22 protein-coding genes and 1 tRNA gene are annotated in these 24,134 nt (G+C 44.9%); 19 read left to right on the top strand and 4 right to left on the bottom strand.

What is annotated here, in order from left to right; all coding sequences use genetic code 11:
* The first annotated feature begins 132 nt into the window (after positions 1-132).
* The 11 genes from R7Z10_RS22265 to R7Z10_RS22315 all read left to right on the top strand — a co-directional run bounded on the left by R7Z10_RS22265 (position 133) and on the right by R7Z10_RS22315 (position 12,541).
* A tRNA-Met gene (locus R7Z10_RS22265) sits at positions 133-209 on the top strand.
* Positions 210-434: 225 nt separating this feature from the next.
* The gene (gene rimP, locus R7Z10_RS22270; RefSeq protein ID WP_005386424.1) at positions 435-890 is read left to right on the top strand and encodes a ribosome maturation factor RimP; all 456 of its coding nucleotides are present in this window, start codon (positions 435-437) and stop codon (positions 888-890) included.
* A gap of 36 nt (positions 891-926) precedes the next feature.
* Positions 927-2,414: a transcription termination factor NusA gene (gene nusA / locus R7Z10_RS22275; RefSeq protein ID WP_005380084.1), complete on the top strand. Its 1,488-nt coding sequence runs from the start codon at positions 927-929 to the stop codon at positions 2,412-2,414.
* A 22-nt stretch (positions 2,415-2,436) separates the two neighbouring features.
* The gene (gene infB, locus R7Z10_RS22280) at positions 2,437-5,148 is read left to right on the top strand and encodes a translation initiation factor IF-2 (protein WP_005380086.1); all 2,712 of its coding nucleotides are present in this window, start codon (positions 2,437-2,439) and stop codon (positions 5,146-5,148) included.
* Positions 5,149-5,262: 114 nt separating this feature from the next.
* Positions 5,263-5,658 (top strand): 30S ribosome-binding factor RbfA, encoded by a 396-nt coding sequence (gene rbfA, locus R7Z10_RS22285; protein ID WP_005380087.1) that lies wholly within the window; start codon positions 5,263-5,265, stop codon positions 5,656-5,658.
* On the top strand, positions 5,658-6,611 hold the full coding sequence (gene truB, locus R7Z10_RS22290; protein WP_213872700.1) for a tRNA pseudouridine(55) synthase TruB: 954 nt from the start codon (positions 5,658-5,660) through the stop codon (positions 6,609-6,611). The genes rbfA and truB overlap by 1 nt, the downstream gene beginning before the upstream one ends.
* A 141-nt stretch (positions 6,612-6,752) precedes the next feature.
* A complete protein-coding gene (rpsO, locus tag R7Z10_RS22295) occupies positions 6,753-7,022 on the top strand; it encodes a 30S ribosomal protein S15 (protein WP_005380094.1) in 270 nt (89 codons plus the stop codon).
* Positions 7,023-7,314: 292 nt separating this feature from the next.
* Positions 7,315-9,450, top strand: a complete 2,136-nt coding sequence (gene pnp / locus R7Z10_RS22300) for a polyribonucleotide nucleotidyltransferase (RefSeq protein ID WP_005380098.1) — start codon at positions 7,315-7,317, stop codon at positions 9,448-9,450.
* Positions 9,451-9,628: 178 nt separating this feature from the next.
* Positions 9,629-10,549 (top strand): lipoprotein NlpI, encoded by a 921-nt coding sequence (gene nlpI, locus R7Z10_RS22305; RefSeq protein WP_005380101.1) that lies wholly within the window; start codon positions 9,629-9,631, stop codon positions 10,547-10,549.
* Positions 10,550-10,647: 98 nt separating this feature from the next.
* Positions 10,648-11,070 carry a MarR family winged helix-turn-helix transcriptional regulator gene (locus R7Z10_RS22310; RefSeq protein ID WP_005380103.1) on the top strand — a complete coding sequence of 141 codons (423 nt, stop codon included), beginning with the start codon at positions 10,648-10,650 and terminating at the stop codon, positions 11,068-11,070.
* A gap of 124 nt (positions 11,071-11,194) precedes the next feature.
* Positions 11,195-12,541, top strand: a complete 1,347-nt coding sequence (locus R7Z10_RS22315) for an MATE family efflux transporter (protein WP_115386272.1) — start codon at positions 11,195-11,197, stop codon at positions 12,539-12,541.
* A gap of 51 nt (positions 12,542-12,592) precedes the next feature.
* Here the strand turns inward: R7Z10_RS22315 and R7Z10_RS22320 are convergent, their stop codons facing one another.
* The 3 genes from R7Z10_RS22320 to R7Z10_RS22330 form a co-directional block, all read right to left on the bottom strand.
* Positions 12,593-13,471 carry a U32 family peptidase gene (locus R7Z10_RS22320; protein ID WP_318105981.1) on the bottom strand — a complete coding sequence of 293 codons (879 nt, stop codon included), beginning with the start codon at positions 13,469-13,471 and terminating at the stop codon, positions 12,593-12,595.
* A 20-nt stretch (positions 13,472-13,491) separates the two neighbouring features.
* A complete protein-coding gene (locus tag R7Z10_RS22325; RefSeq protein WP_318105970.1) occupies positions 13,492-14,505 on the bottom strand; it encodes a peptidase U32 family protein in 1,014 nt (337 codons plus the stop codon).
* Positions 14,506-14,638: 133 nt separating this feature from the next.
* The gene (locus R7Z10_RS22330; protein WP_005380112.1) at positions 14,639-16,678 is read right to left on the bottom strand and encodes a bifunctional diguanylate cyclase/phosphodiesterase; all 2,040 of its coding nucleotides are present in this window, start codon (positions 16,676-16,678) and stop codon (positions 14,639-14,641) included.
* A 363-nt stretch (positions 16,679-17,041) separates the two neighbouring features.
* Between R7Z10_RS22330 and R7Z10_RS22335 the strand changes: the two genes are divergently transcribed.
* Together R7Z10_RS22335 and R7Z10_RS22340 are read left to right on the top strand one after the other, a co-directional pair.
* The gene (locus R7Z10_RS22335) at positions 17,042-17,569 is read left to right on the top strand and encodes an SCP2 domain-containing protein (RefSeq protein WP_005394645.1); all 528 of its coding nucleotides are present in this window, start codon (positions 17,042-17,044) and stop codon (positions 17,567-17,569) included.
* Positions 17,553-18,056, top strand: a complete 504-nt coding sequence (locus R7Z10_RS22340) for a GNAT family N-acetyltransferase (protein WP_005380119.1) — start codon at positions 17,553-17,555, stop codon at positions 18,054-18,056. The genes R7Z10_RS22335 and R7Z10_RS22340 overlap by 17 nt, the downstream gene beginning before the upstream one ends.
* A gap of 62 nt (positions 18,057-18,118) precedes the next feature.
* Here the strand turns inward: R7Z10_RS22340 and R7Z10_RS22345 are convergent, their stop codons facing one another.
* Positions 18,119-18,565 carry a hypothetical protein gene (locus R7Z10_RS22345; RefSeq protein WP_318105975.1) on the bottom strand — a complete coding sequence of 149 codons (447 nt, stop codon included), beginning with the start codon at positions 18,563-18,565 and terminating at the stop codon, positions 18,119-18,121.
* 159 nt (positions 18,566-18,724) lie between these two features.
* Here R7Z10_RS22345 and R7Z10_RS22350 point away from each other — a divergent pair, with 159 nt between their 5' ends.
* The 6 genes from R7Z10_RS22350 to R7Z10_RS22375 all read left to right on the top strand — a co-directional run bounded on the left by R7Z10_RS22350 (position 18,725) and on the right by R7Z10_RS22375 (position 24,009).
* Positions 18,725-19,126, top strand: coding sequence for a DNA polymerase III subunit psi (locus R7Z10_RS22350; protein ID WP_005380121.1), 402 nt, complete (start codon positions 18,725-18,727; stop codon positions 19,124-19,126).
* Between the two features lie 12 nt (positions 19,127-19,138).
* A complete protein-coding gene (gene rimI / locus R7Z10_RS22355; RefSeq protein WP_005380122.1) occupies positions 19,139-19,594 on the top strand; it encodes a ribosomal protein S18-alanine N-acetyltransferase in 456 nt (151 codons plus the stop codon).
* Positions 19,595-19,879: 285 nt separating this feature from the next.
* A complete protein-coding gene (prfC, locus tag R7Z10_RS22360; protein WP_005380123.1) occupies positions 19,880-21,469 on the top strand; it encodes a peptide chain release factor 3 in 1,590 nt (529 codons plus the stop codon).
* A gap of 94 nt (positions 21,470-21,563) precedes the next feature.
* Positions 21,564-21,761, top strand: coding sequence for a DUF5363 family protein (locus tag R7Z10_RS22365; protein WP_005380125.1), 198 nt, complete (start codon positions 21,564-21,566; stop codon positions 21,759-21,761).
* Positions 21,748-22,521: a TatD family hydrolase gene (locus tag R7Z10_RS22370; RefSeq protein WP_005380129.1), complete on the top strand. Its 774-nt coding sequence runs from the start codon at positions 21,748-21,750 to the stop codon at positions 22,519-22,521. The genes R7Z10_RS22365 and R7Z10_RS22370 overlap by 14 nt, the downstream gene beginning before the upstream one ends.
* A gap of 204 nt (positions 22,522-22,725) precedes the next feature.
* Positions 22,726-24,009 (top strand): NupC/NupG family nucleoside CNT transporter, encoded by a 1,284-nt coding sequence (locus tag R7Z10_RS22375; RefSeq protein ID WP_005380131.1) that lies wholly within the window; start codon positions 22,726-22,728, stop codon positions 24,007-24,009.
* Positions 24,010-24,134 lie beyond the last annotated feature (125 nt).

Below are 24,134 nucleotides of genomic sequence, written 5' to 3' on the forward strand. Positions count from 1 at the left end.
GGTGAAATTGGTAGACACGCTAGCATGAGGTGCTAGTGCCTTAGGTGTGAGGGTTCGAGTCCCTCTCTCGGCACCATGTATTTACAAACTTGTAAATCACTTGTTTGCGAGTATAATGCTCAGCAAGTCGGACGCGGGGTGGAGCAGCTTGGTAGCTCGTCGGGCTCATAACCCGAAGGTCGTCGGTTCAAATCCGGCCCCCGCAACCAATCTCTTTCCTTAAAAGGAAATCGTAGATTGGCAAGTTTGCGTAGTGCTAACCACACTACGAGTTAAGAAAAGCAATTGTTGGCTATTCTTAACGTATCAGGGTCCAGCAGCATAAAACCCCGACTATCGGGGTTTTTTGTTATCTGAGCTTTTTGAAATAGCTCAGATACTGCTTGGTTTTTTGATTGGGCTCTGAGCCCTTTTTTTGTTTCTGGAGTGGTTAAATGACTGGTTTAGAAAGACAACTTACTGAAATGCTTGACGCGCCAGTAGCGGCATCAGGTTATGAGTTAGTTGGATTAGAATTCATTCGTGCAGGCGCGCACTCAACGTTACGTATCTACATTGACCATGAAAATGGTATTAACGTAGACGACTGTGCAGAAGTTAGCCACCAAGTTAGTGCAGTTTTAGACGTTGAAGATCCAATTTCTGTTGCTTACAGCCTAGAAGTGTCTTCTCCAGGTTTAGAAAGACCACTTTTTAAAGCAGCACATTACGAGCAATTTATTGGTCACGAGGTCAGCATCGTATTGAAAATGGCTGTAGCAAACCGTCGTAAGTGGAAAGGTATTATCCACGGTGTTGATGGCGAAACAGTGACAATTACTGTAGACGGTCAGCAAGAAGAGTTTGCTCTAAGTAACATTTCCAAAGCTAACCTGATCCCTAAATTTTAGTTCCCTAAAAAAGTTTAAGCTTAGAGGCTAAATACAATGAGTAAAGAAATTTTAGCGGTAGCAGAAGCGGTATCGAACGAAAAAGCGGTACCTCGTGAGCGTATCTTTGAGGCTCTTGAGATTGCTCTAGCAACTTCTACAAAGAAAAAATACGAAATCGAAATCGACGTACGTGTTGCCATTGACCGTAAAACCGGTGAGTTTGTCACTTACCGCCGTTGGTTAGTTGTTGATGACGTTGAGAACCCTACAAAAGAGATCTCACTAGAAGCAGCGCAATACGAAGATGACTCAATCGAGCTTGGCGACTACGTAGAAGACGAAATCGAATCAGTAACGTTTGACCGTATTACGACTCAAACTGCTAAACAAGTTATCGTTCAAAAAGTTCGTGAAGCTGAGCGCGCACAAATCGTTGAACAGTTCATCGACAATGAAGGTGATCTAATCACTGGTGTCGTGAAAAAAGTAAACCGTGACACAATCGTGCTTGATCTTGGTAATAACGCTGAAGCGGTAATCCTGCGTGATGACCAACTTCCTCGTGAAAACTTCCGTCCAGGCGACCGCGTACGTGGCCTTCTTTACAAAGTCGCGCCTGAAGCACGTGGTTTCCAATTGTTCATCACTCGTTCTAAGCCAGAAATGTTGGCAGAACTTTTCCGTGTTGAAGTGCCTGAAATCGCAGAAGATATTATCGAGCTGAAAGGCGCTGCACGTGATCCTGGTTCTCGCGCTAAGATCGCTGTCAAAACAAATGACAAACGTATCGACCCTGTAGGTGCGTGTGTTGGTATGCGTGGTGCACGTGTACAAGCTGTTTCTGGCGAACTTGGTGGTGAGCGTATCGATATTGTGCTTTGGGATGATAACCCAGCTCAATTCGTTATCAACGCAATGGCGCCAGCTGATGTTGCTTCTATCATCGTTGATGAGGATGCACACTCAATGGACATCGCAGTTGAAGCTGACAACCTAGCGCAAGCTATCGGTCGTAACGGTCAAAACGTGCGTCTAGCATCTCAACTAACAGGTTGGGAACTGAATGTTATGACAGTTGCTGATCTTCAGAAGAAACACGCTGAAGAATCACAAGCATCTATTGAAAACTTCATGAAGTACCTAGATATTGAAGAAGACTTCGCTCAACTTCTTGTTGAAGAAGGTTTCTCAACGCTAGAAGAAATCGCATACGTGCCAGTTAACGAGCTACTAGAAATCGATGGTTTGAATGAAGAACTAATCGAAGAGCTTCGTGGACGTGCAAAAGATGCACTAACGACGATCGCACTAGCACAAGAAGAGTCTTTTGAAGGTCTAGAACCAGCTGAGGACCTACTTGCACTTGAAGGTCTTGAGCGTGAGATGGCATTTAAATTGGCAGCGAAAGGTGTAGCGACACTGGAAGATCTTGCTGACCAAGGTATTGACGATTTAGAAGGTATCGAAGGCCTGACCGAAGAACGTGCAGGTGAGCTAATTATGGCCGCACGTAACATCTGTTGGTTCGGCGAAGAAGCATAATTTTCGGCAAGGAGGAAGCGGCATGACACAATTAACAGTTAAAGCACTGAGTGATGAGATTGGTACGCCAGTCGACCGCTTGATTGAACAACTTGCTGACGCTGGCATTAAAAAGGCGAGCTCTGACAATGTTACTGATGAAGAGAAGCAGAAGCTTCTCTCTCATTTAAAGAAAGAACACGGTGATAAATCAGGTGATTCAGAGCCGACTCGCCTTACGCTTCAGCGTAAAACTCGTAGTACACTTAGTGTGAACGCGGGTGGTGGTAAGAGTAAGAATGTTCAGGTTGAGGTGCGCAAAAAACGTACATACGTGAAGCGCAGCACAATTGAAGATGAAGCGAAACGTGAAGCTGAAGAAGCAGCACAACGAGAAGCAGAAGAAGCAGCAAAACGTGCAGCAGAAGAAGCTGCAAAACGTGAAGCTGAAGAAGCTGCGAAACGTGAAGCTGAAGAAGCAGCAAAACGTGAAGCGGAAGAAAAAGCGAAACGTGAAGCTGAAGAAAAAGCGAAGCGAGACGTAGATACGAATGCACAACGTAATGCTGAAGAAAAAGCAAAGCGTGATGCTGAAGAGAAAATTAAGCAAGAAGCAGCGCGAAAAGAGGCCGACGAGCTTAAACGTCGTCAGGAAGAAGAAGCTAAGCGTAAGGCTGAAGAGGAAAGTCAGCGCAAGCTTGAAGAAGCTCGCGAATTGGCTGAAAAGAATAAAGAGCGTTGGTCTGCTGCAGAAGAGAAAAAGGGTGATATGGAAGATACAGATTACCATGTAACGACTTCACAATACGCACGTGAAGCCGAAGATGAAGCAGATCGCAAAGTAGAAGGCGGTCGTCGTAAGAAGAAAAAAGCAGCTTCGGGTAAAGACGACCAAGCTCGCGGTGGCCGTAACAACCAACGTGGCGGTAGAGGTCGTAAGGGCAAACTTGCTAAGCCGACTTCAATGCAGCACGGGTTTGATAAGTCAGCAACGGTTGCTAAGCAAGACGTTGTAATTGGCGAAACGATCGTTCTATCAGAACTCGCTAACAAGATGTCGGTTAAAGCGACAGAAGTTATCAAAGTAATGATGAAGATGGGCGCTATGGCGACTATCAACCAAGTGATCGACCAAGAAACAGCACAACTTGTTGCTGAAGAAATGGGCCATAAAGTAGTTCTTCGTAAAGAGAACGAACTGGAAGAAGCGGTACTATCTGACCGTGACACTAACGCGGAAGCAGTTCCACGTGCTCCAGTTGTTACTATCATGGGTCACGTTGACCACGGTAAAACGTCAACACTTGACTACATCCGTCGCACACACGTTGCTTCTGGCGAAGCGGGTGGTATTACTCAGCACATTGGTGCGTACCACGTTGAAACAGACAACGGCATGATCACGTTCCTTGATACTCCTGGACACGCAGCGTTTACTGCAATGCGTGCTCGTGGTGCTCAAGCAACAGATATCGTTGTTCTTGTAGTTGCAGCAGACGATGGCGTAATGCCACAAACAGTAGAAGCGATTCAGCACGCGAAAGCGGCAGGCGTTCCTCTAATTGTTGCTGTGAACAAGATCGATAAAGAAGACGCGAACCCAGATAACGTTAAGAACGAGCTTGCTCAATACGACGTTATTCCTGAAGAGTGGGGCGGTGAGAACATGTTCGTTCACATCTCTGCTAAACAGGGTACAAACATCGATGGTCTTCTAGAAGCAATCCTTCTTCAGTCTGAAGTTCTTGAACTTACAGCTGTAGCTGAAGGCATGGCATCTGGTGTTGTTGTTGAATCTCGCCTAGATAAAGGTCGTGGTCCAGTTGCAACAGTACTTGTTCAATCAGGTACACTAAACAAAGGCGACATCGTTCTTTGTGGTCAAGAATACGGCCGTGTTCGTGCAATGCGTGATGAGCTAGGTAAAGAAATTACTTCGGCTGGCCCATCTATCCCTGTAGAGATCCTAGGTCTTTCAGGTGTACCATCTTCAGGTGATGAAGCAACAGTAGTTCGTGACGAGCGTAAAGCGCGTGAAGTAGCTAACTACCGTGCTGGTAAGTTCCGTGAAGTGAAACTTGCTCGTCAGCAGAAATCTAAACTAGAGAACATGTTCTCTAACATGACTGCTGGTGAAGTTGCTGAACTTAACGTTGTACTTAAAGCAGACGTTCAAGGTTCTGTAGAAGCAATCGCTGACTCATTAGTTAAGCTATCTACTGACGAAGTTAAAGTGAACATCGTTGGTTCTGGTGTAGGTGGTATTACGGAAACTGACGTAGTACTAGCGGAAGCTTCAAACGCAATCATCCTTGGCTTTAACGTTCGTGCAGATGCTTCTGCTCGCCGTGCTGTTGAAGCCGCAGCTGTTGACTTACGTTACTACTCAATCATTTACCAATTGATTGATGAAGTGAAACAAGCAATGGGCGGTATGCTTGCTCCAGAATTCAAGCAAGAGATCATTGGTCTTGCTGAAGTTCGTGACGTGTTTAAGTCACCGAAACTGGGCGCTATCGCTGGTTGTATGGTTACAGAAGGTGTGATCAAGCGTAACAACCCAATCCGTGTACTACGTGATAACGTTGTTATTTACGAAGGTGAACTAGAGTCACTACGTCGTTTCAAAGATGACGTTCAAGAAGTTAAGAATGGCTACGAATGTGGTATCGGCGTTAAGAACTACAATGATGTTCGCGTTGGTGACCAAATCGAAGTCTTCGAAATCGTTGAAATTAAACGTACTCTAGACTAATTGACTAAAATTACTAATATTGTCTTTGAAAGATAAGTAGTAATTGGTTGTTGAATACACCATGGGGGGCTGGCTTTGACCAACCCCCCATTCTTTCTATATAAGAGTAAAGATATGTCAAAAGAATTTAGCCGCACGCAGCGCGTTGCACAGCAGCTGCAAAAAGAACTAGCGATGATCCTTCAACGTGAAGTTCGTGACTCTCGCCTTGGCATGGTGACGATCTCAGACGTAGAAGTCTCTCGTGACCTAGCTTACGCAAAAGTATTTGTGACCTTCCTGTGTGTGGGTGAGCAAACACCAGAATCATGTCTAGCAGCGCTACGTGAGCACGAAGTGCACATTCGCATGATGTTAGGTAAGCGTATTCGTCTACGTTTAACGCCAGAAATCCGCTTCCACTATGACAATACGCTTGTTGAAGGTATGCGTATGTCTAACCTAGTGTCTGAAGTCGTTAGTTCAGACAAACAAAAGCAAAAAGATTCTGGTCGTGAGGACGAAGAATAATGGCTCGTCGTCGTAAAGGTCGTCCAATTAATGGCGTTATACTGTTGGACAAACCAACAGGTATCTCTTCCAATGATGCACTGCAAAAAGTAAAGCGAATCTACTTTGCCGAGAAAGCAGGCCACACTGGAGCCTTGGACCCATTAGCGACAGGCATGCTGCCAATTTGCTTGGGTGAAGCGACAAAATTTTCTCAGTTTCTTCTTGATTCTGATAAACGCTACCGCGTGATCGCAAAGCTGGGTGAACGTACCAATACGTCTGACTCGGATGGTGAAGTTGTAGAGACGCGTCCAGTCGATGTTACGTTAGACAAGCTAGAAGCGTGCATCGATCAGTTCCGTGGTGAATCTGATCAAGTGCCTTCCATGTTCTCTGCGTTGAAGTATCAAGGTAAACCCTTGTATGAATACGCTCGTAAAGGCATCGAAGTTCCGCGTGAATCTCGTAAGATCACGGTATATGAGATTGTTCTTCACCGTTTTGAAGGCGATGAAGTAGAGATGGAAGTGCACTGCTCTAAAGGTACCTATATTCGTACTATCGTTGATGATCTGGGCGAAATGTTAGGTTGTGGTGCGCACGTAACTATGCTTCGTCGTACTGGTGTTGCTAAATACCCATACGAGAATATGGTAACACTTGAGCAACTAAATGAGTTGCTAGAGCAAGCTCACCGCGAGGAACGAGCGCCTCGAGAACTACTGGACCCACTGCTTTTGCCAATGGATACAGCGGTAGAAGACTTACCAGAAGTCAACTTGGTGCCTGAACTGGCGAATATGGTCCAACATGGGCAGCCCGTTCAAGTATTTGGTGCTCCGACTGAGGGCTCACTTCGCCTTACTATGGGTGAAGAACGCTTGTTTATTGGCGTTGGCGAAATGAACGAAGATGGCAAAATCGCTCCTAAGCGATTGGTCGTGTTCCGAGATGACGTTGAATCCAAGTAAATGATTGAAAATACCGACCTGAGTGTCGGTATTTTTATATTGCACGAGATAGGAAATTTCCCTATAATCCGCGCTTCGCGTAGCGGCTGAATCAGAGATTGGCTGCTACAACTTTAAACCTACTCTTATTAGGAGAGAATTATGTCTCTGAATGCAGAAACTAAAGCAGCAATCGTTGCAGAATACGCACAAGGCGAAGGCGACACTGGTTCACCAGAAGTTCAAGTAGCTCTACTTACAGCTTCTATCAACCACCTACAAGGTCACTTCAAAGCGCACAAAGGCGATCACCACAGCCGTCGTGGTCTTCTACGCATGGTTTCTCGTCGTCGTAAGCTTCTAGATTACCTAAAAGGTAAAAACCTAGCTCGCTACCAAGACCTAATCAAACGTCTAGGCCTACGTCGCTAATCAGCGACTGCATAGCAGTTTGTCTAAAAAGGGGCTTTATGCCCCTTTTTTGTTGCCTAAATTTAGCCAAATTAGACTTATGCCGTTATAATACTGGCGGCTAAACCTTGTAAGAGGTTTTCTCAAAAGCTCATAGCATTACAGTCAACCACGTCGACCAAAAGGTCGCGACTATTCAAAAGGAATTTCCGAGTTTCTTTTTACTAGTCGCGATTCGTAATGCCTTGAGTGTCAATTAACACATCTAAGATTTCTTTAAGCACTAAAGGAAGATTAGAAACAAGGAATAACAATGTTCGAAAAACCAGTTGTTAAAACGTTCCAGTACGGTAACCACACAGTTACTTTAGAAACTGGCGTTATTGCACGTCAAGCTACAGCAGCAGTTATGGTCACAATGGATGATACGTCTGTATTCGTATCTGTTGTAGGTAAAAAAGAAGCCGTTGCAGGTCAAGACTTCTTCCCACTAACGGTTAACTACCAAGAGCGTACTTACGCTGCGGGTAAAATCCCAGGCGGCTTCTTCAAACGTGAAGGTCGTCCTTCTGAAGGCGAAACGCTAACAGCTCGTCTAATCGACCGTCCAATCCGTCCGCTCTTCCCAGACGCGTTTAAAAACGAAGTTCAGGTTATCGCGACAGTAATGTCTGTAAACCCAGATGTTCAGCCAGATATCGTTACAATGATCGGTACTTCTGCTGCTCTTGCTATCTCTGGCATTCCATTCAACGGCCCTATCGGTGCGGCGCGTGTTGGTCATATCGATGGTCAGCTTGTACTTAACCCTAGCCAAACTGAACTAGAAACTTCTAAGCTTGACCTTGTTGTTGCAGGTACAGAGTCAGCAGTACTGATGGTTGAGTCAGAAGCGGACAACCTAACTGAAGAAGAAATGCTAGCGGCGGTTGTTTATGGTCATGACCAACAACAAGTTGCTATTCAAGCTATCAACGAATTCAAAGCAGAAGTTGCAACTCCTGCTTGGGATTGGGTTGCTCCTGAAGAGAACACAGCGCTTAAAAATAAGATTGCTGATCTAGCAGAAGCTAAACTTGTTGAAGCTTACCAAATTACTGAGAAAATGGCTCGTTACGACCGCATCCATGAGATCGCTGCGGAAGTAAATGAAGTTCTTCTTGCTGAAGATCCTGAAGCAGACACAAAAGAAATCCACACTATCTTCCATGATCTAGAGAAGACAGTAGTACGTAGCCGTATTATTGCAGGTAACCCTCGTATCGATGGCCGTGAAAAAGACATGGTTCGTGCACTAGATGTACGTACTGGTGTTCTTCCTCGTACTCACGGTAGCGCGCTATTCACTCGTGGTGAAACTCAGGCGATCGTTACGGCAACGCTAGGTACTCAGCGTGATGCTCAAATCATCGATGAGCTAACTGGTGAGCGTAAAGATCACTTCCTACTGCACTACAACTTCCCTCCATACTGTGTAGGTGAAACTGGTTTTGTAGGTTCTCCTAAGCGTCGTGAAATCGGCCACGGTAAACTGGCGAAGCGTGGTATTGCTGCAGTAATGCCTTCTGTTGATGAGTTCCCATACACAGTACGTGTTGTATCGGAAATCACTGAATCTAACGGTTCATCTTCAATGGCTTCAGTATGTGGTACTTCTCTTGCGCTTATGGACGCAGGTGTACCAATCAAAGCATCTGTTGCTGGTATCGCAATGGGTCTTGTTAAAGAAGGTGACGATTTCGTTGTACTTTCTGACATCCTTGGCGATGAAGACCATCTAGGTGACATGGACTTTAAAGTAGCAGGTACTAACACTGGTATCACTGCACTTCAAATGGACATCAAGATCGAAGGCATCACTAAAGAAATCATGCAAATTGCGCTTAACCAAGCTCAAGGCGCACGTAAGCACATCCTATCTGTAATGGATGAAGCAATCTCTGGTGCTCGTGAAGACATCTCTGAATTTGCTCCGCGTATTCACACGATGAAGATCAGCGCTGAGAAGATCAAAGACGTTATCGGTAAAGGTGGTGCAGTTATCCGTGCTCTAACTGAAGAGACTGGTACAACTATCGAAATCGAAGACGACGGTACTATCAAGATTGCGGCAACTGAAGGCACTGCTGCGAAAGAAGCTATCCGCCGTATCGAAGAGATCACTGCTGAAGTTGAAGTGGGCCGTATCTACACAGGTAAAGTTGCACGTCTAGCAGACTTCGGTGCATTCGTAACGGTTCTTCCAGGCAAAGATGGTCTTGTACACATTTCTCAAATCGCAGAAAAACGCGTAGAGAAAGTGTCTGACTACCTAGCTGAAGGTCAAGAAGTTCAAGTTAAAGTTCTTGAAATCGACCGCCAAGGCCGTGTACGTCTAAGCATGAAAGAAGCGGTAGAAAAGCCAGCTGAAGAAGCTGCTGCTGAAGCACCGGCTGCTAAAGACGAGTAAGACAAAATGAGACTTTCAGCCTTTTATTAGATTAAGGGCCTGAAAGCATGTTATAAAAGGGGAGCATTTTCGCTCCCCTTTTTTGGTTTGTTTCGATGTATTAACCTCAAACGAGGTTATCGCCTATATTGCATTAAGAGAAACAAATCTTGAGCGGTCCAAACAGGAGTATCAATTAGTGAAATGGTTTCAAACCGCAATTTTATGTGTTGCTATCGCGCTGACCGGTTGTGCAAATACTTCTCAACAATCAGCACAAAAGTGGTTATATCCACCGATGGCGGTGCCACTTCAGCCTAGTGTTCAACAAGAAGTACAAATCGCGCGTCTCTCGCAGTTGCTACAACGTCCCGACCTTAGTGATGAAGTGCGCGCTAAAATGCATTATGAGCGCGGTAGCTACTACGACAGCGTTGGTTTGCGTGATCTTGCCCGTTTGGACTTTAACCAGTCTTTGCAGTTGAATCCTGCTCAGCCGGACATCTTCAATCTTTTGGGAGTATACTTTACCCAAGTAGGAGAGTTTGATGCGGCATATGAAGCGTTTGACTCGACCATAGAGTTGGCTCCTGATAATACCTATGCTGAGCGCAACCGTGCGATTGCACTGTATTATGGTGGCCGAATCGATCTCGCTTTAGAAGATATGACCAAGCATTATCAAGAAATGCCTACGGATCCTTTTCGTTCATTATGGCTGTACATCATCGAAGCTGAGCAAAATCCAGAGCAAGCAAAAGCCAATCTTCAACAGCGTTATTTACGAGATCGTAGTGAAGAGTGGGGATGGGTTCTTGTTGCTATCATGCTACGAGACGTCTCGGACGAAGACGCGCTTAAAGCAATTATGGATGGAACGAGAGAGAACTATCGCCTAGCTGAACGATTGACGGAAACGTATTTCTACCTTGGAAAGCGTAATCAGCTTGAAGGTGATATCGCAAGTGCCATCTCACTTTATAAGCTCGCGATTTCGTTCAACGTTTACGATTATGTTGAGCATCGCTATTCTTTCTTGGAGCTGGCGCAAATTTACGATCAATTACAGCAAGATAGATTGGCCAAGTTAAAGGCTGCCAAGAAGCTGGAAATTGAATGATTTAGAGCCGCTCGATGAGAGCGGCTTTTTTTATGATTGAACTTGATGAGTGACTCATTTAAATTAGTTAGTCTTGCTAACTAAGTGGTGGTGGCTTTATGGCATTAGAAGAAAGCTTGATTGATTTAGAGCGTTTTTGCGCCAAAGCCTGGCGTGTCTATGCCAAAGAAGATCCATTATCACATCTAAGCTTTAATGAGTTCGATTATTTACGTGTGATTCAGGTTTACCCTGAGGGTGTGCGAATAACCGATCTTGCAGAAGAGCTGCAAGTGACTAAGCCTTCCGCATCGACAATGGTTGTGCGTTTGGAAAAAAAGGGTTTGGTGAAACGCATCGCATGTAATGAGGATGCTCGTGCTAAGCGTGTGTTGCTTACGGAAGAAGTCGCAGAAAAAATGTCTTTGGAGCAGGTAGTGTACAAAGATATCTCTGACCAAATGATGCAACAATTAAATCAGCAAGAAGCTGAACAGTTACAAGCTTTATTGAATAAAGCATTGAGTAATAAGTCATTTTAAACTAAAGCAAAGGCCTCAGCTGTATGGTTTAGTTTTTGTTGTTTCATCTTTCTTTTATTTAATTTAACCATTTAGTTAGTCTTGCTAATTAAATGGTTAGCTTTGCTAACTACTGGTGACAGTCATGCAAAACTCAATTTATAGACAGTTTTGGAAATATACGATTCCAACCGTCGCAGCAATGCTCGTAAACGGTTTGTATCAAATAGTTGATGGCATTTTTATTGGCCGTTATGTTGGCGCTGACGGATTAGCTGGGATCAATGTTGCGTGGCCTATTATCGGTTCGATCCTCGGTATAGGAATGATGATTGGGGTGGGGACTGGCGCGCTGACTTCGATCAAGCAAGGAGAGAACGATCATGAAGGCGCTAAGCGAATCCTAACGACCGGATTGACGTTGTTAGCGGCATTGATGCCGGTCGTTGCTACAATATTGTTCTTGTTTTCGGATGAATTTATTCGCTGGCAAGGTGCGGAAGGGCGAGTGTTTGAACTTGCGCTGCAATATTTGCATATTCTGATTGTCGCGTGCGTATTCACGTTGGGTTCTATCGCAGTTCCGTTTTTATTACGCAATGACGACAGCCCGAACTTAGCAACGATTTTGATGGTCATCGGTGCCGTTATTAACATTGTATTAGACTACGTATTTATTGCTTGGTTGGAGTGGGAGTTAACCGGAGCCGCTATTGCCACTGCACTTGCACAATTAGTGGTCACTGTGCTCGGTATTGGTTACTTCTTTACTTCAAAAGCAACATTACGCCTTCGTATCCGCGACTTCAAAGTTCAGGTTGATGCTGCACCAAAGATTATCATGATAGGTACATCAAGTTTCTTTATGTACGCCTACGGCTCTGTGATGGTGGCACTGCACAACGCGTTATTTGCTCAATACGGAAGTGCAATGTTGATCGGAGCGTACGCCATTTTGGGGTACATCGTGACGGTTTACTATCTGATAGCCGAAGGAATTGCGAATGGTATGCAGCCTTTAGTGAGCTTCAACCACGGTGCACGTAATCAGGAGAACATCAGAAAGTTATTAAAGGTCGCGATGGGGACATCTGTGCTTGGTGGGGTGGCGTTCGTTGTTTTGATGAACCTTTTCCCGTACGAACTGGTTGCGGTGTTTAATAATGCTGACCAACAGTTGATTGATAGCACCGTGATCGGGATTCGTTTACACATGTTTGCGTTGTTCTTAGATGGTTTTTTAGTTGTGGCGGCCGCGTACTATCAATCAGTAAACAAAGGCAGCAAAGCTATGTTTGTAACACTAGGCAACATGCTGGTCCAGTTGCCATTCTTGTTCATTATGCCGAAACTTTTCGGCGTGACAGGTATTTGGTTAGCTTTCCCATTGTCTAACATTGCATTGAGTTTGGTCGTGATCAGTATGTTGTGGCGAGATGTGAAAAAGCTGCTTAATGAGAGTTCTGTCGAACCAAGGGTGCAAGCCTGCTAACAAAAGCTAACAGATAAAAGCGAGGCTAGGCCTCGCTTTTATCTTTAAGGATTAAATGGTTTTTACTTCTAAGCCCGCTAGTTGATGCCAATAGCCATTGCATTGGTGGCTTTCGAGCTTTTCAGGATTATCGCCGTATTCGTTTGAGCGAAAACGCTCTAACTCTGAAAAAGTGTCGATACCAAGAGGGCTTAACCGGACCACATCAACCAGGCCTTGCATACTTGGTAAGTCATTGATCAGGTTATAACAATACCCTGATTGCGTTTGAATGCCGTTAAGGTTAAAGACTTCTTGTCCTTCTTGGCTGCTGACCTGGATACCCGTAGGGTATTTGATACAGCAGGTTTCGCAATCGTCTTTCGCTCGGTTTTCAGCTCGGGCTGTGAAACAGCGAGCGGAATACGCTAAAGGCAAATAACCGTGGCTAAATACCTCAACTTCAAACTTGTTACGAATACCAAGCTCGTCACACTGAACTAAAGTATCGTTTAACCATTCGCGAGATAGTTCGACAGGCATGCACCAACGCATCATACCTTGCTTCAAAAATAAGTTGAGCGTGTGTGCGTTATAAGTATTGATTGCAGGGCCAACGACGAAAGGCACTTTATGCTCTGATGCCAATTGAACAGCAGATACGTCATTTGCTTCAATCGCGAAGTCACCGTTGTCGATGTACTTCTTCATTATGTTTACTTCACTCGGAGCTTCTAGTAGTGCCATTGTTGATAGCACCACTTGCTTGCCAGATGCAGACAGCTCTTTTGCGATTTCAAGCCAATGCGAAGGCTTCATTTCTCGACGTTTTGAACATACGGTTTCCCCAAGATAGATGATGTCCGCGGAGCTTGATTTCGCTTGTTCATAAAACGCTTCGATATCTTGTTTTGGCCAGAAGTACAACAGCGGACCAAGCGCGTATTTCATTGAATTATCCATCTTAACCTCTACTGCCATTTGCGGTGATAAGCACCAAGTGTGGTCTGCGTACCTTCAGACACGTTTGCCAATGCGGCATCCCAAGCCGCTTCGACTTGATAAGCTTCTGGGTTTGCTTGGTAACGGTCAATCGCGGCTCGCCATGTTCGAGTGACTTGTTCTACGTAAGCTGGGCTACGTTGGCGACCTTCAATTTTTACAGACGCCACATTTGCAGCAAATAGTTCTGGCAGCATAGAGAGGGTGTTCAAACTGGTTGGTTCTTCCAGTGCGTGGTAGCGTTTTTTATCGCCTTCGATTTCTGCTTCGAAACGACCTTTACACAAGGTAGGGTAGCCCGCATTTTCACCGGCGCTGTAGCGATCGATCAAAATGTCGTTAAGGCGGGATTCCAGACCATTTTCTGTTTCTTGCCAGCGAACGTACTTAGCTGGAGAGCATGCTCCCACAGTGTTTGGAGACTCGCCTGTCATATATGACGATAGGTAGCAGCGACCTTCAGACATGATGCAAAGGCTACCAAAAGCAAAGACTTCTAACTCGACATCGCTAGTGATGTTGCGTGAAAGCTGTTTGACCTGATGAATCGATAAAACGCGAGGTAATACTACCCGTTTTACGTTGAAGTTTTGTTTGTAAAAATCAATGGCTGCGACGTTGGTCGCTGATGCTTGCACTGAAAGGTGTAGTTCTAGATCGGGATATTTGCGAGCCGCGTACTCCAGCACTGCAATGTCTGCAACAATCAGCGCGTCTACACCCAGTGCCGCTGCATTGTCTACTGCGTTCGTCCAGCGCTCGAAGCCATTGGGATGAGCGAAGGTATTCAACGCGACATGAATTTTTTTATTGCGGTCATGAACGTATTGCACCGCTTTTTCTAACTTTTTGCCGTTAAAGTTGAGGCCAGCAAAGTGACGGGCGTTGGTATCATCTTTGAAACCAATGTAGACGGCATCGGCACCGCAATCAATCGCAGTTTTTAACGCAGGCAGGTTACCCGCGGGACACAAGAGTTCCATATGCTCACAATCATTGAGAATAAAAAGGTGTCCGCATTTTATGAAGAATTATGAATAGCGAAATTGACCTAAGTTAGGTTTAGCTCAATAAAGTCGATATTTACCCCTTGCGAGTAAGGGTATCGGGTCGGGGTTAGTTCTTGTGACGACGATTCTGTACAAACAGCTCTTCAATTTCATGTTTTGGCTGCGGGCGATAAAAATGGAATCCTTGAATCGCATTACATTGAAGGTTAGAGAGCAGGGTCGCTTGCTGGTGGGTTTCCACCCCCTCGGCAACGACAGTTAAGTCGAGCGACTTACCCAGATTAATGATGTTTTCAATCACAGTGACTTGTTTCGGTAGTGTGTCGATATCATTAATAAAAGCGCGGTCGATTTTTAGCTCGTCAATAGGAAAACGCGCTAAGTAGGAAAGAGAAGAGTAGCCGGTACCAAAGTCATCGATAGAGAGAGCGAAGCCAAGCTTTTTAATCGCATTCAACATTTGCAGTGTATGTTCGCTATCACTCATCACGGCACTTTCGGTTAGCTCGAAGGTAATGCAGCTTGGATCAAGCTCGGTAGTGCGAAGCAGCTTTTCCATAAAGTCGATCAGCTGTGGGTTGCCAAATTGCTCGGGAGAGAGGTTGATGGCGACACGGCCTGGCAGTATGCCTTGTTGCTTCCAACGTTTTACCGTATTGAAAACATCACGCATCACGACACGTCCAAGGTGTTCTATTAACCCAGCGCGCTCGGCGACAGGAATGAATGAGCCAGGACTAATGTACCCTTCGACTGGATGCTTCCAACGAACGAGCGCTTCTGCGCCGTTGATACTGAAGTCTCGCGCGTTAACCTTAGGTTGATACCACACTTCCAAACCGTTCTGCTGCAATGCTTTTTGCAGTTCAATTTCAAGCCACAAACGCATACGCGCTTCTTTGTTCATTTGATCGTTAAATTTGATCAGACGATTTCTACCACGATCTTTGGCTTCATACATCGCAGTATCGGCATTTTGTAGTAGGATTCGCGCATCTTGTCCGTCTTCAGGGTATCGAACGCTACCAATTGAACACGCAAGGCGTTTACTGAAGTGGTGCAAGTCGAAAGGTTGGTTGATCAACGAGATAATGCGATCGGACAAAATTTCAGCCATGCGGGTGTTTTCTGGCTCCGGCAGAATGACGCCAAACTCATCGCCACCCAAATGACCAATAATCGCTTGGTTTGGCAGTAACCGTTTAAGACGGGCCGATACCTCTTGAATCACTTTATCGCCAATATGGTGACCAAGTGAGTCATTAATGTTTTTGAAGTTATCGATATCCAAATAGAACACCAGAAGCGGTGTTTGCTTTTTGATCAGCTGTTCCAAACGTTTGGTGAAGCCAAAGCGGTTGTAGAGTTTGGTGAGCGAGTCAATGTGTATGTCTTCATTCGATGCAGAAGACAGGTTTTTGGGCGCATCATCAGCATCTTGGATTAGGATAATTTGAGATTCGCTACCTAATATCGCCGTGGAATCCGCGTGTAGCTGAACTTTCCGTTCAAAGCCGCATCTTGCGCTGGTTAAGCAGACAAAAGGTTTGTCAGAAATTAATGTACTCAATCGATGACTAAATACCTTTTTACTGTTTTCATCGATGAATAAACGACTTAGCTCTTCGCCCAACAATTCATGAGGAGAGTTAAGTCCGAGAAGGCGCGCTGATGCGGGGTTCGCAGAGATGACAATATCATCTTCGATAAGCAGTAAGCCGTCTGGTAGCAGTTGTGTTAACTTCGCAAACTTACTTTCGGACTCTTCTAAGGAGCGAACGAGTATCTGCTTTTCTGAAGTATCGACAGCGTGAAAAACAACAAAGCGAATGTCGTTACCTTCAAAAACTGGCGAAAGACTAAAGTGAAGACTGGTTTCAAGGTCGGTTTCATCGAGCGTGATTTCGGCTTCGACATGTGCCCCTTTGAACGCGCGCTGATAGTATGGTGCAAGCTTCTTATAAAACTGTTCACCCAGCACTTGGCAATCGTTTAAGCCGACGATTTCCTCATGACTTAAACCTGCGATATCGCAGTAACGGTCACTTACCATTCGATAATTGTGTTTTTTATCAAGAATGGCAAAGAAGAAAGGGCTATTTGAGGTTAGCGTGGCAAACCAATGTTTTAATTGCTGGGAAGGCATTAGGGTATTACCGATCTCCAATGAGCCAGATTATTCGTCCGTGTATAAAAAGCGACACCCTGATAAGCCTGCGGCGGTCTACCACCAAACCAAAGTGTTACTTGCCATTAAAGGGCTCGCGGTTTTAGCTGTGCAGTCGACAATCACATGGATACGCTCAGATAACTATAACTTTGAAAATACGGTTGTAAAAGTGTTTATCCACCTGTTCGCATCAATAATACACGTAAGTTCAAAAAAAGAAGCGTTAGTGAACAATAAACCACCAATCTAAAATAAGCACTTTATTGATACATAACAGTAATCTCATCGCCACTATTGCTTAATATAAGCAACCTAATGACAAAGTAACGGATAATGAACGTGTTAAACAAGATTCGCAGTCAACTAGTAAAGAACGCAGCTAACATTTTGCGTTCTCCAGTCCAGTTATTACCACAGCCAATTCAGCAAAAAGCGTTGCTGGAAGGGCTAAAAATGGTGTTTAAAGAAGCCTTGGAAGATGGTGACTTTGAGTTCCTTGAAGACAAGTGGTTAAAAGTTGCGATTAAAGACTTGAACTTAGCATGGTACATCAGCTATCAAGACGAAAAATTGGTGGTAGCTGAAAAACCAGTTCAGGAAGATGTGAGTTTTAGTGGTAATCTAAACGACCTAGTACTGATTGCTGGTCGTAAAGAAGACCCTGACACACTGTTCTTCCAACGTCGCCTTTCAATTGAAGGTGATACTGAGCTTGGCTTAGAAGTGAAAAACTTAATGGACAGTGTCGACTTAGAGCAGTTACCGAAAGCAATGCAAGTCGCTTTGAATCAATTGGCTGATTTTGTTCAGAAAGGAGTTCAAGCGCCTGCACAACCAACCGGAGTAGCGAATGCTTATTCGAACTGAAGCCCCAGCGGACATTCTTACCATTGACCGCTTATTGAAACACGCCTTCCCGACGGAAGCTGAAGCTGAGCTTGTGATGCGTTTGCGCGAAAACAGCAAATTCACGCTTTCCTTAGTCGCGTGTACAGATGAGGGAGAGGTGATAGGCCATGCTTTATTTAGCCCTGTGACCTTAAATGGTGAAGATTTGTCATGGCAAGGGCTAGCGCCATTAGCTGTTCATGAAGATTACCGTCGCCAAGGCATCGCTGCAGAGTTGATCAAAGAAGGTTTTGATTCACTGCGTGATTTTGGCTACCCAGTGTGTGTGGTGTTGGGCGATCCTGATTATTACGCGCGCCAGGGTTTTCAATCATGCGACGAGATGGGCTTTGAATGTGCTTGGGATGTCCCTAAAGGTGCATTTCGAGTCGCAGAGTTGGTCGAAGGTCAATGTGCTGGACGCTCCGGACGCATAGACTATGCGCCAGAGTTCTCTGAACTGTAAATGAAAGAAGCCCACGACTAAGTGGGCTTCTTTCTTATTCACTGAAAACTGAGATAGGGAGGTTAGGATGACTGGTTACTTTTCTTTTTGCCCCAGATCTCTATTTTCGCTTTTTTACTTACCCCTAGCAGGCTGAGTTTTGTGCTCCCCCAGCTACTGTAAGTCATTTCAATCTGTTTTAGCTTGGCTTCTTTTGTACCTGGAAGGCTCCAGGCACGAGTCGACAATCCGCTTGTTAGTACGCCCATAGAGGAAAGCTTTTTCTCACTACCATCTGTCATGACGACTTTTAAACCATTCATGTCTACCGTTCCTTGCACACATTTTAGTTTTATTTTACTGAAGCTTCGGTTTCGGAATAGGCTATTTGGTGTCACGGTATCTGTTTCTGTATGAAAGTTAACGGTTTTCGTTGCAATCAGCTCCCACTCATCGCTGTTATTAGCAAAAACACTCATGCTGGTGGCGGCTACCAGTGTGCAAAGTAGTAGCGTATTTAAGAATTTCATAATGTACCTCATATGTCATACCCAATGTGTGGCCGTTGGCAAAACGCTATGTTCAGGAATATCCAAATCATCTCATTGTGTTCAGGTGTTCCTTGAAGTCCTTTAGGTATAATCGCGATAATTTGATAGGATTGCCCTCGTTCAAATAGGTGACGGAAAATGTCAATTAACGAGAAACAGTATTTACGTGAAATGGGGATCAGCACATGGGAGCTGGTACACCCTGAAAGACTGGAAGGCTATCAATCGCCATTATTGGATTTGCAAAGTTCATGTAAACTCCTATTGGTATCGCCAATATGTCCAGAAAACGAGACGGCATTGATGTTTGAGCGCGTATTAAAAAGCATTAAGCTCACGCTTGATGATGCGCTACACCTAGAGCCTGAGCGCTTATCCATGCTGGGTGAACATCAGCTAGAGTGGGTGTGGTTTGCAGGCTGTGAGGCTGATCAAAGCATCAAGGCAAAGCACCTGACCTCGCCACTATTACAAGATATTGATGGTAATAACGAACAGCGCCGCGCATTGTGGCAACAAATCTGTTCGTACTCTTCTTAACGGAGCTAATGCGTGACAATTGAAATTACGCCGATGCGTGCAGAGCACCTCGACCAAGTTTGGCAAATCGAGCAGCAAGCACATTCTCACCCTTGGGCCGAATCTTTGGTTCGTGACTTATCCAGTCGCGGTGCTTGCCATCATGTGATGCTGGAAGGCTCTCAAGTGGTTGGTTACTTCTATGGACAGAATATTGTTGGAGAAGTGACACTATTAAATATTGCAGTAGCGCCTTCTCAACAGGGCAGAGGGCTAGGGCAAAAATTGCTGGACGCGTTTATTGAATACTGTGAACAAGCCAAAGCAGAGAGTGCTTGGTTAGAAGTGCGTGAAAGTAATCACCCAGCTATCCATATTTATGAGCAAGCAGGTTTTAATGAAGTGGACCGTCGTTACAACTATTACCCAGCTAAATCGGGAAATGGTAAGGAAGACGCCATTATCATGAGTTACTTATTTTTGAGTTAGTTTTAGGCCGTTACTAATTACCTCATCAACACTTATGCTTTAAATGCGTATCCGGATTCGAGGCTTTTGAATATGTAATAATAATTTTTTGAATTTTTACATCTCTTTGTGTGGAGCTGGCTTTCCCTTGTTAGTTGCAGGTAAAGGCTGGTGAGCCGAGTAAATTCAGTTCATGTCTTTCCAGTTTGCTAGCACAGCGATAATAAGCGAGAATACCGCACAATATCGAATAGTAGATATGCTTGCCTATTTTGTGAGCATGAAAGTAATTTAGAAGATTAACTAATGTCAAATCCCCTTTTTTTAGGCGAAGTGTCTAAGCGCAGAACGTTCGCTATTATTTCTCACCCGGATGCGGGTAAAACCACCATTACTGAAAAAGTACTGTTATTCGGAAACGCGATCCAAAAAGCAGGTACGGTTAAAGGTCGTGGTAACGCACAGCACGCAAAATCAGACTGGATGGAAATGGAAAAGGAACGTGGTATCTCGGTTACTACTTCTGTAATGCAGTTCCCTTACAACGATTGTCTGGTAAACCTACTTGATACGCCTGGACACGAAGACTTCTCGGAAGATACTTACCGTACTCTAACGGCAGTTGACTCATGTCTGATGGTTATCGATGCAGCGAAAGGTGTTGAGGACCGTACTCGTAAACTAATGGAAGTTACACGTCTACGTGACACGCCAATCGTAACCTTCATGAACAAACTTGACCGTGACGTTCGTGATCCAATGGAAGTATTGGATGAAGTAGAAAACGAATTGGGCATGATGTGTGCGCCAATCACATGGCCAATCGGCTGTGGTAAAGAGTTTAAAGGTGTTTACCACATTCACCGTGATGAAACGATTTTATACGAATCAGGTCACGGTCATGAGATTCAAGAAGTTCGAATCATCAAAGGTCTCGATAACCCAGAGCTTGATGAAAAAGTTGGTGCAGGCCTTGCGGAAAGTGTTCGAGAAGAGCTTGAGCTTGTCATGGGTGCTTGCCCTGAGTTTGATTTGGAAATGTTCTTAACAGGTGACCTGACGCCAGTTTACTTCGGTACTGCATTAGGTAACTTTGGTGTGGATCATATGCTAGACGGTCTAACTGAATGGGCTCCAGCGCCGAAAACTCGTCAAGCGGTTGAACGTGAAGTTGAAGCGACTGAAGAGAAGTTCTCTGGTTTCGTATTTAAGATCCAAGCGAATATGGACCCAAAACACCGCGACCGTATCGCATTCATGCGTATTGTATCGGGCACTTACACGCAAGGTATGAAGATGAACCACGTTCGTCTTGGCAAGCAAGTGAGTATCTCTGATGCAGTAACCTTTATGGCTGGTGACCGTGCACGTGCAGAACACGCTTACGCCGGTGACATCATTGGTCTACACAACCACGGCACTATTCAGATTGGTGATACCTTTACGCAAGGTGAATCACTGAAGTTCTCTGGTATTCCGAACTTCGCTCCGGAACTATTCCGTCGTATTCGCCTGAAAGATCCATTAAAGCAGAAGCAGCTTCTCAAAGGTTTGGTTCAGCTATCAGAAGAAGGTGCGGTACAGGTATTCCGTCCTCTACAGAACAACGATCTGATCGTTGGTGCCGTTGGTGTACTTCAGTTCGATGTTGTTGTGGCTCGTTTGAAATCTGAGTATAACGTTGAAGCGATTTATGAAGGCATTAACGTTGCAACTGCTCGTTGGGTTGAGTGTGGTGATGCGAAGAAACTGGATGAGTTCCAACGCAAGAATCAAGCGAACTTAGCATTGGATGGTGGTGATAACCTAACGTATATCGCTCCAACAATGGTTAACTTAAACTTGGCGAAAGAGCGTTTCCCTGACGTTGATTTCCGTGCGACGCGTGAGCACTAATTTGCGCGGTTAGGGTAAGCCTTAACGCAAACTAGATTTTAAAACGCCCTTGGCTATAAACTTAGCCAAGGGCGTTTTTATATAAGGATAAGATATGAATTGGTTTAAACGTGGGCTAAAGCGTTACGACAACTGGTGTAAAGAGATGGGGTTAACTCCCGATCAGAAACGCAGTTGTGTCCCATATCGAAAAGACCCAGCCCATCAAACTGAAGAGAAGAGTGAAGCCCAACCATCCTCTGATTTTCTGCCCGCAGATACAGATAAAAAGCGTCAAGATGAAGCTCTTTGATACGCACTGCCACTTTGATTTTGATGTGTTTCAAGATGACTTTGCACATCAACTTGAGCTTGCTCAAACGCAAGGCGTCGCAAGAATTTTGATTCCTTCCGTCGGTCCGCAAAACTGGGCTCGTATTCAAACTTTGGCAGAGCAACATGCCAATTTGTATTATGCGCTCGGCTTTCATCCGTATTTTCTTGAAGATAACGTTGAGCAGCACCTTACAGAGCTAGAAGGCTATCTAAATCAAAAAGGGCAGCAGTGCGTGGCAATAGGAGAGTGTGGTTTAGATTTTGCCATTGATGTTGATCCACAGTTGCAAGAAAAGATACTTGAAGTTCAATTTGAGCTGGCTAGACGCTTCGAACTCCCAGTTATTTTACATAGCCGAAAAGCGCACAATCGCCTCATTCAAATGGTGAAAGCGGCGAATCTCCCTAGAGGTGGTGTGCTACACGCTTTTTCTGGGAGTTATCAGCAAGCCATGGAGTGGGTCAAATTAGGTTTTTTTATCGGTGTAGGAGGAACGATTACCTACCCAAGAGCCAAGAAAACACGCGACGCAATTCAAAAATTACCACTCGAAAACCTAGTAATCGAAACAGACGCACCAGATATGCCTATACTTGGATATCAAGGGGAGTCAAATCACCCAGCCAAACTCATTCACGTCTTTAATGAGCTCGTAGAGTTGCATAACGGCCGAAAGCAATCGATTGCCTCTCAGCTGTGGAAAAATAGCAATTTTGCTTTCTCGATATGTGAATAAAATCTAAAGATGTGGTTTGAAATCGAAAACGTTTTCCTGCTTATTGTGAATTAACTCACAAAGCTGGTTGAATCAATCATGAATCTTATAGGAAAGTGTGAGGCTGGCATTACTTTAATTGATTCTGCATGAGTATAATTGCCCCCGCTTTATAGCTCCATTTTGTAACACGCCAATAAATAACTTATAAGGAAGTCATAAACTATGAGCCTGTTTATGAGCCTAATCGGTATGGTAGTGCTTCTTGCGATTGCAGTGGCATTTTCTAACAACCGAAAAGCTATCAACTTTAGAACTGTGGGTGGCGCATTCGCTATCCAATTCGCATTAGGTGCATTTGTTCTGTATGTACCTTGGGGCCGTGATCTACTAAACGGTTTCTCTTCAGGTGTTTCTAACGTTATCAACTACGGTAACGATGGTTCATCATTCCTGTTCGGTGGTCTTGTTTCTGACAAGATGTTCGAAGTATTCGGCGGCGGCGGTTTCATCTTCGCATTCCGTGTTCTTCCTACACTGATCTTCTTCTCTGCACTGATTTCAGTTCTTTACTACATTGGCGTTATGCAATGGGTTATCAAGATTCTTGGTGGCGCACTACAAAAAGCGCTAGGCACTTCTCGTGCGGAATCAATGTCAGCGGCAGCTAACATTTTCGTAGGTCAAACTGAGGCACCTCTAGTTGTTCGCCCATTCGTTCCAAAAATGACTCAATCAGAGCTATTCGCGGTAATGTGTGGTGGTCTAGCTTCTGTTGCTGGTGGTGTACTAGCTGGTTACGCATCTATGGGTGTTCCACTAGAGTACCTAGTTGCGGCATCATTCATGGCAGCACCAGGTGGTCTACTGTTCGCTAAAATCCTTCACCCAGAGACTGACCAGCCTCACGAAAGTATCGAAGAAGCGATGGACGGCGGTGACGACAAACCAGTTAACGTAATCGACGCAGCTGCGGGCGGTGCGGCTTCTGGTCTACAACTTGCGCTTAACGTAGGTGCAATGCTAATCGCATTCGTTGGTCTAATCGCGCTAATCAACGGTATGCTAGGTGGCATCGGTGGTTGGTTCGGCATGCCAGAACTAACACTAGAGCTAATCCTAGGTTACGCGTTCTCTCCACTAGCATTCCTAATCGGTGTTCCATGGGCAGAAGCTGTAACAGCTGGTTCATTCATCGGTCAGAAAATCGTAGTGAACGAATTCGTTGCTTACTTGAACTTCACACCATATCTAGGTGAAAACGCTCAAGTAATCGCGGCAACTGGTGAAGTAATGTCTGAGAAGACAACAGCTATCATCTCATTCGCACTATGTGGTTTCGCGAACCTTTCTTCTATCGCGATTCTACTTGGTGGTCTAGGTAGCCTTGCACCAAACCGTCGTAGTGACATCGCTCGCATGGGTGTTAAAGCAGTTCTTGCAGGTACGTTGTCTAACCTTATGGCAGCGACAATTGCAGGCTTCTGCTTAAGCCTTGCAGCACTATAATTAGAATCGGTTCTTAATATATAGACGCCGTTTTACATCATGCCCTGTAGCAAGAGATTGCTGCGGGGCATTTTTCGTTTTTCGGGCTCCAAAATTTCATCGGGTGTTTGCCTTAGTCGAGGTAT

The sequence above is a fragment of the Vibrio sp. Vb1018 genome (genome assembly GCF_033338775.1).
Classification (GTDB): domain Bacteria; phylum Pseudomonadota; class Gammaproteobacteria; order Enterobacterales; family Vibrionaceae; genus Vibrio; species Vibrio alginolyticus.

Coding starts and splice junctions, on each gene's coding strand:
- rimP (WP_005386424.1), top strand. CDS start 435: ATGACTGGTTTAGAAAGACAACTTACTGAAATGCTTGACGCGCCAGTA.
- nusA (WP_005380084.1), top strand. CDS start 927: ATGAGTAAAGAAATTTTAGCGGTAGCAGAAGCGGTATCGAACGAAAAA.
- infB (WP_005380086.1), top strand. CDS start 2,437: ATGACACAATTAACAGTTAAAGCACTGAGTGATGAGATTGGTACGCCA.
- rbfA (WP_005380087.1), top strand. CDS start 5,263: ATGTCAAAAGAATTTAGCCGCACGCAGCGCGTTGCACAGCAGCTGCAA.
- truB (WP_213872700.1), top strand. CDS start 5,658: ATGGCTCGTCGTCGTAAAGGTCGTCCAATTAATGGCGTTATACTGTTG.
- rpsO (WP_005380094.1), top strand. CDS start 6,753: ATGTCTCTGAATGCAGAAACTAAAGCAGCAATCGTTGCAGAATACGCA.
- pnp (WP_005380098.1), top strand. CDS start 7,315: ATGTTCGAAAAACCAGTTGTTAAAACGTTCCAGTACGGTAACCACACA.
- R7Z10_RS22310 (WP_005380103.1), top strand. CDS start 10,648: ATGGCATTAGAAGAAAGCTTGATTGATTTAGAGCGTTTTTGCGCCAAA.
- R7Z10_RS22315 (WP_115386272.1), top strand. CDS start 11,195: ATGCAAAACTCAATTTATAGACAGTTTTGGAAATATACGATTCCAACC.
- R7Z10_RS22320 (WP_318105981.1), bottom strand. CDS start 13,471: ATGAAATACGCGCTTGGTCCGCTGTTGTACTTCTGGCCAAAACAAGAT.
- R7Z10_RS22325 (WP_318105970.1), bottom strand. CDS start 14,505: ATGGAACTCTTGTGTCCCGCGGGTAACCTGCCTGCGTTAAAAACTGCG.
- R7Z10_RS22330 (WP_005380112.1), bottom strand. CDS start 16,678: ATGCCTTCCCAGCAATTAAAACATTGGTTTGCCACGCTAACCTCAAAT.
- R7Z10_RS22340 (WP_005380119.1), top strand. CDS start 17,553: ATGCTTATTCGAACTGAAGCCCCAGCGGACATTCTTACCATTGACCGC.
- R7Z10_RS22345 (WP_318105975.1), bottom strand. CDS start 18,565: ATGAAATTCTTAAATACGCTACTACTTTGCACACTGGTAGCCGCCACC.
- R7Z10_RS22350 (WP_005380121.1), top strand. CDS start 18,725: ATGTCAATTAACGAGAAACAGTATTTACGTGAAATGGGGATCAGCACA.
- prfC (WP_005380123.1), top strand. CDS start 19,880: ATGTCAAATCCCCTTTTTTTAGGCGAAGTGTCTAAGCGCAGAACGTTC.
- R7Z10_RS22365 (WP_005380125.1), top strand. CDS start 21,564: ATGAATTGGTTTAAACGTGGGCTAAAGCGTTACGACAACTGGTGTAAA.
- R7Z10_RS22370 (WP_005380129.1), top strand. CDS start 21,748: ATGAAGCTCTTTGATACGCACTGCCACTTTGATTTTGATGTGTTTCAA.
- R7Z10_RS22375 (WP_005380131.1), top strand. CDS start 22,726: ATGAGCCTGTTTATGAGCCTAATCGGTATGGTAGTGCTTCTTGCGATT.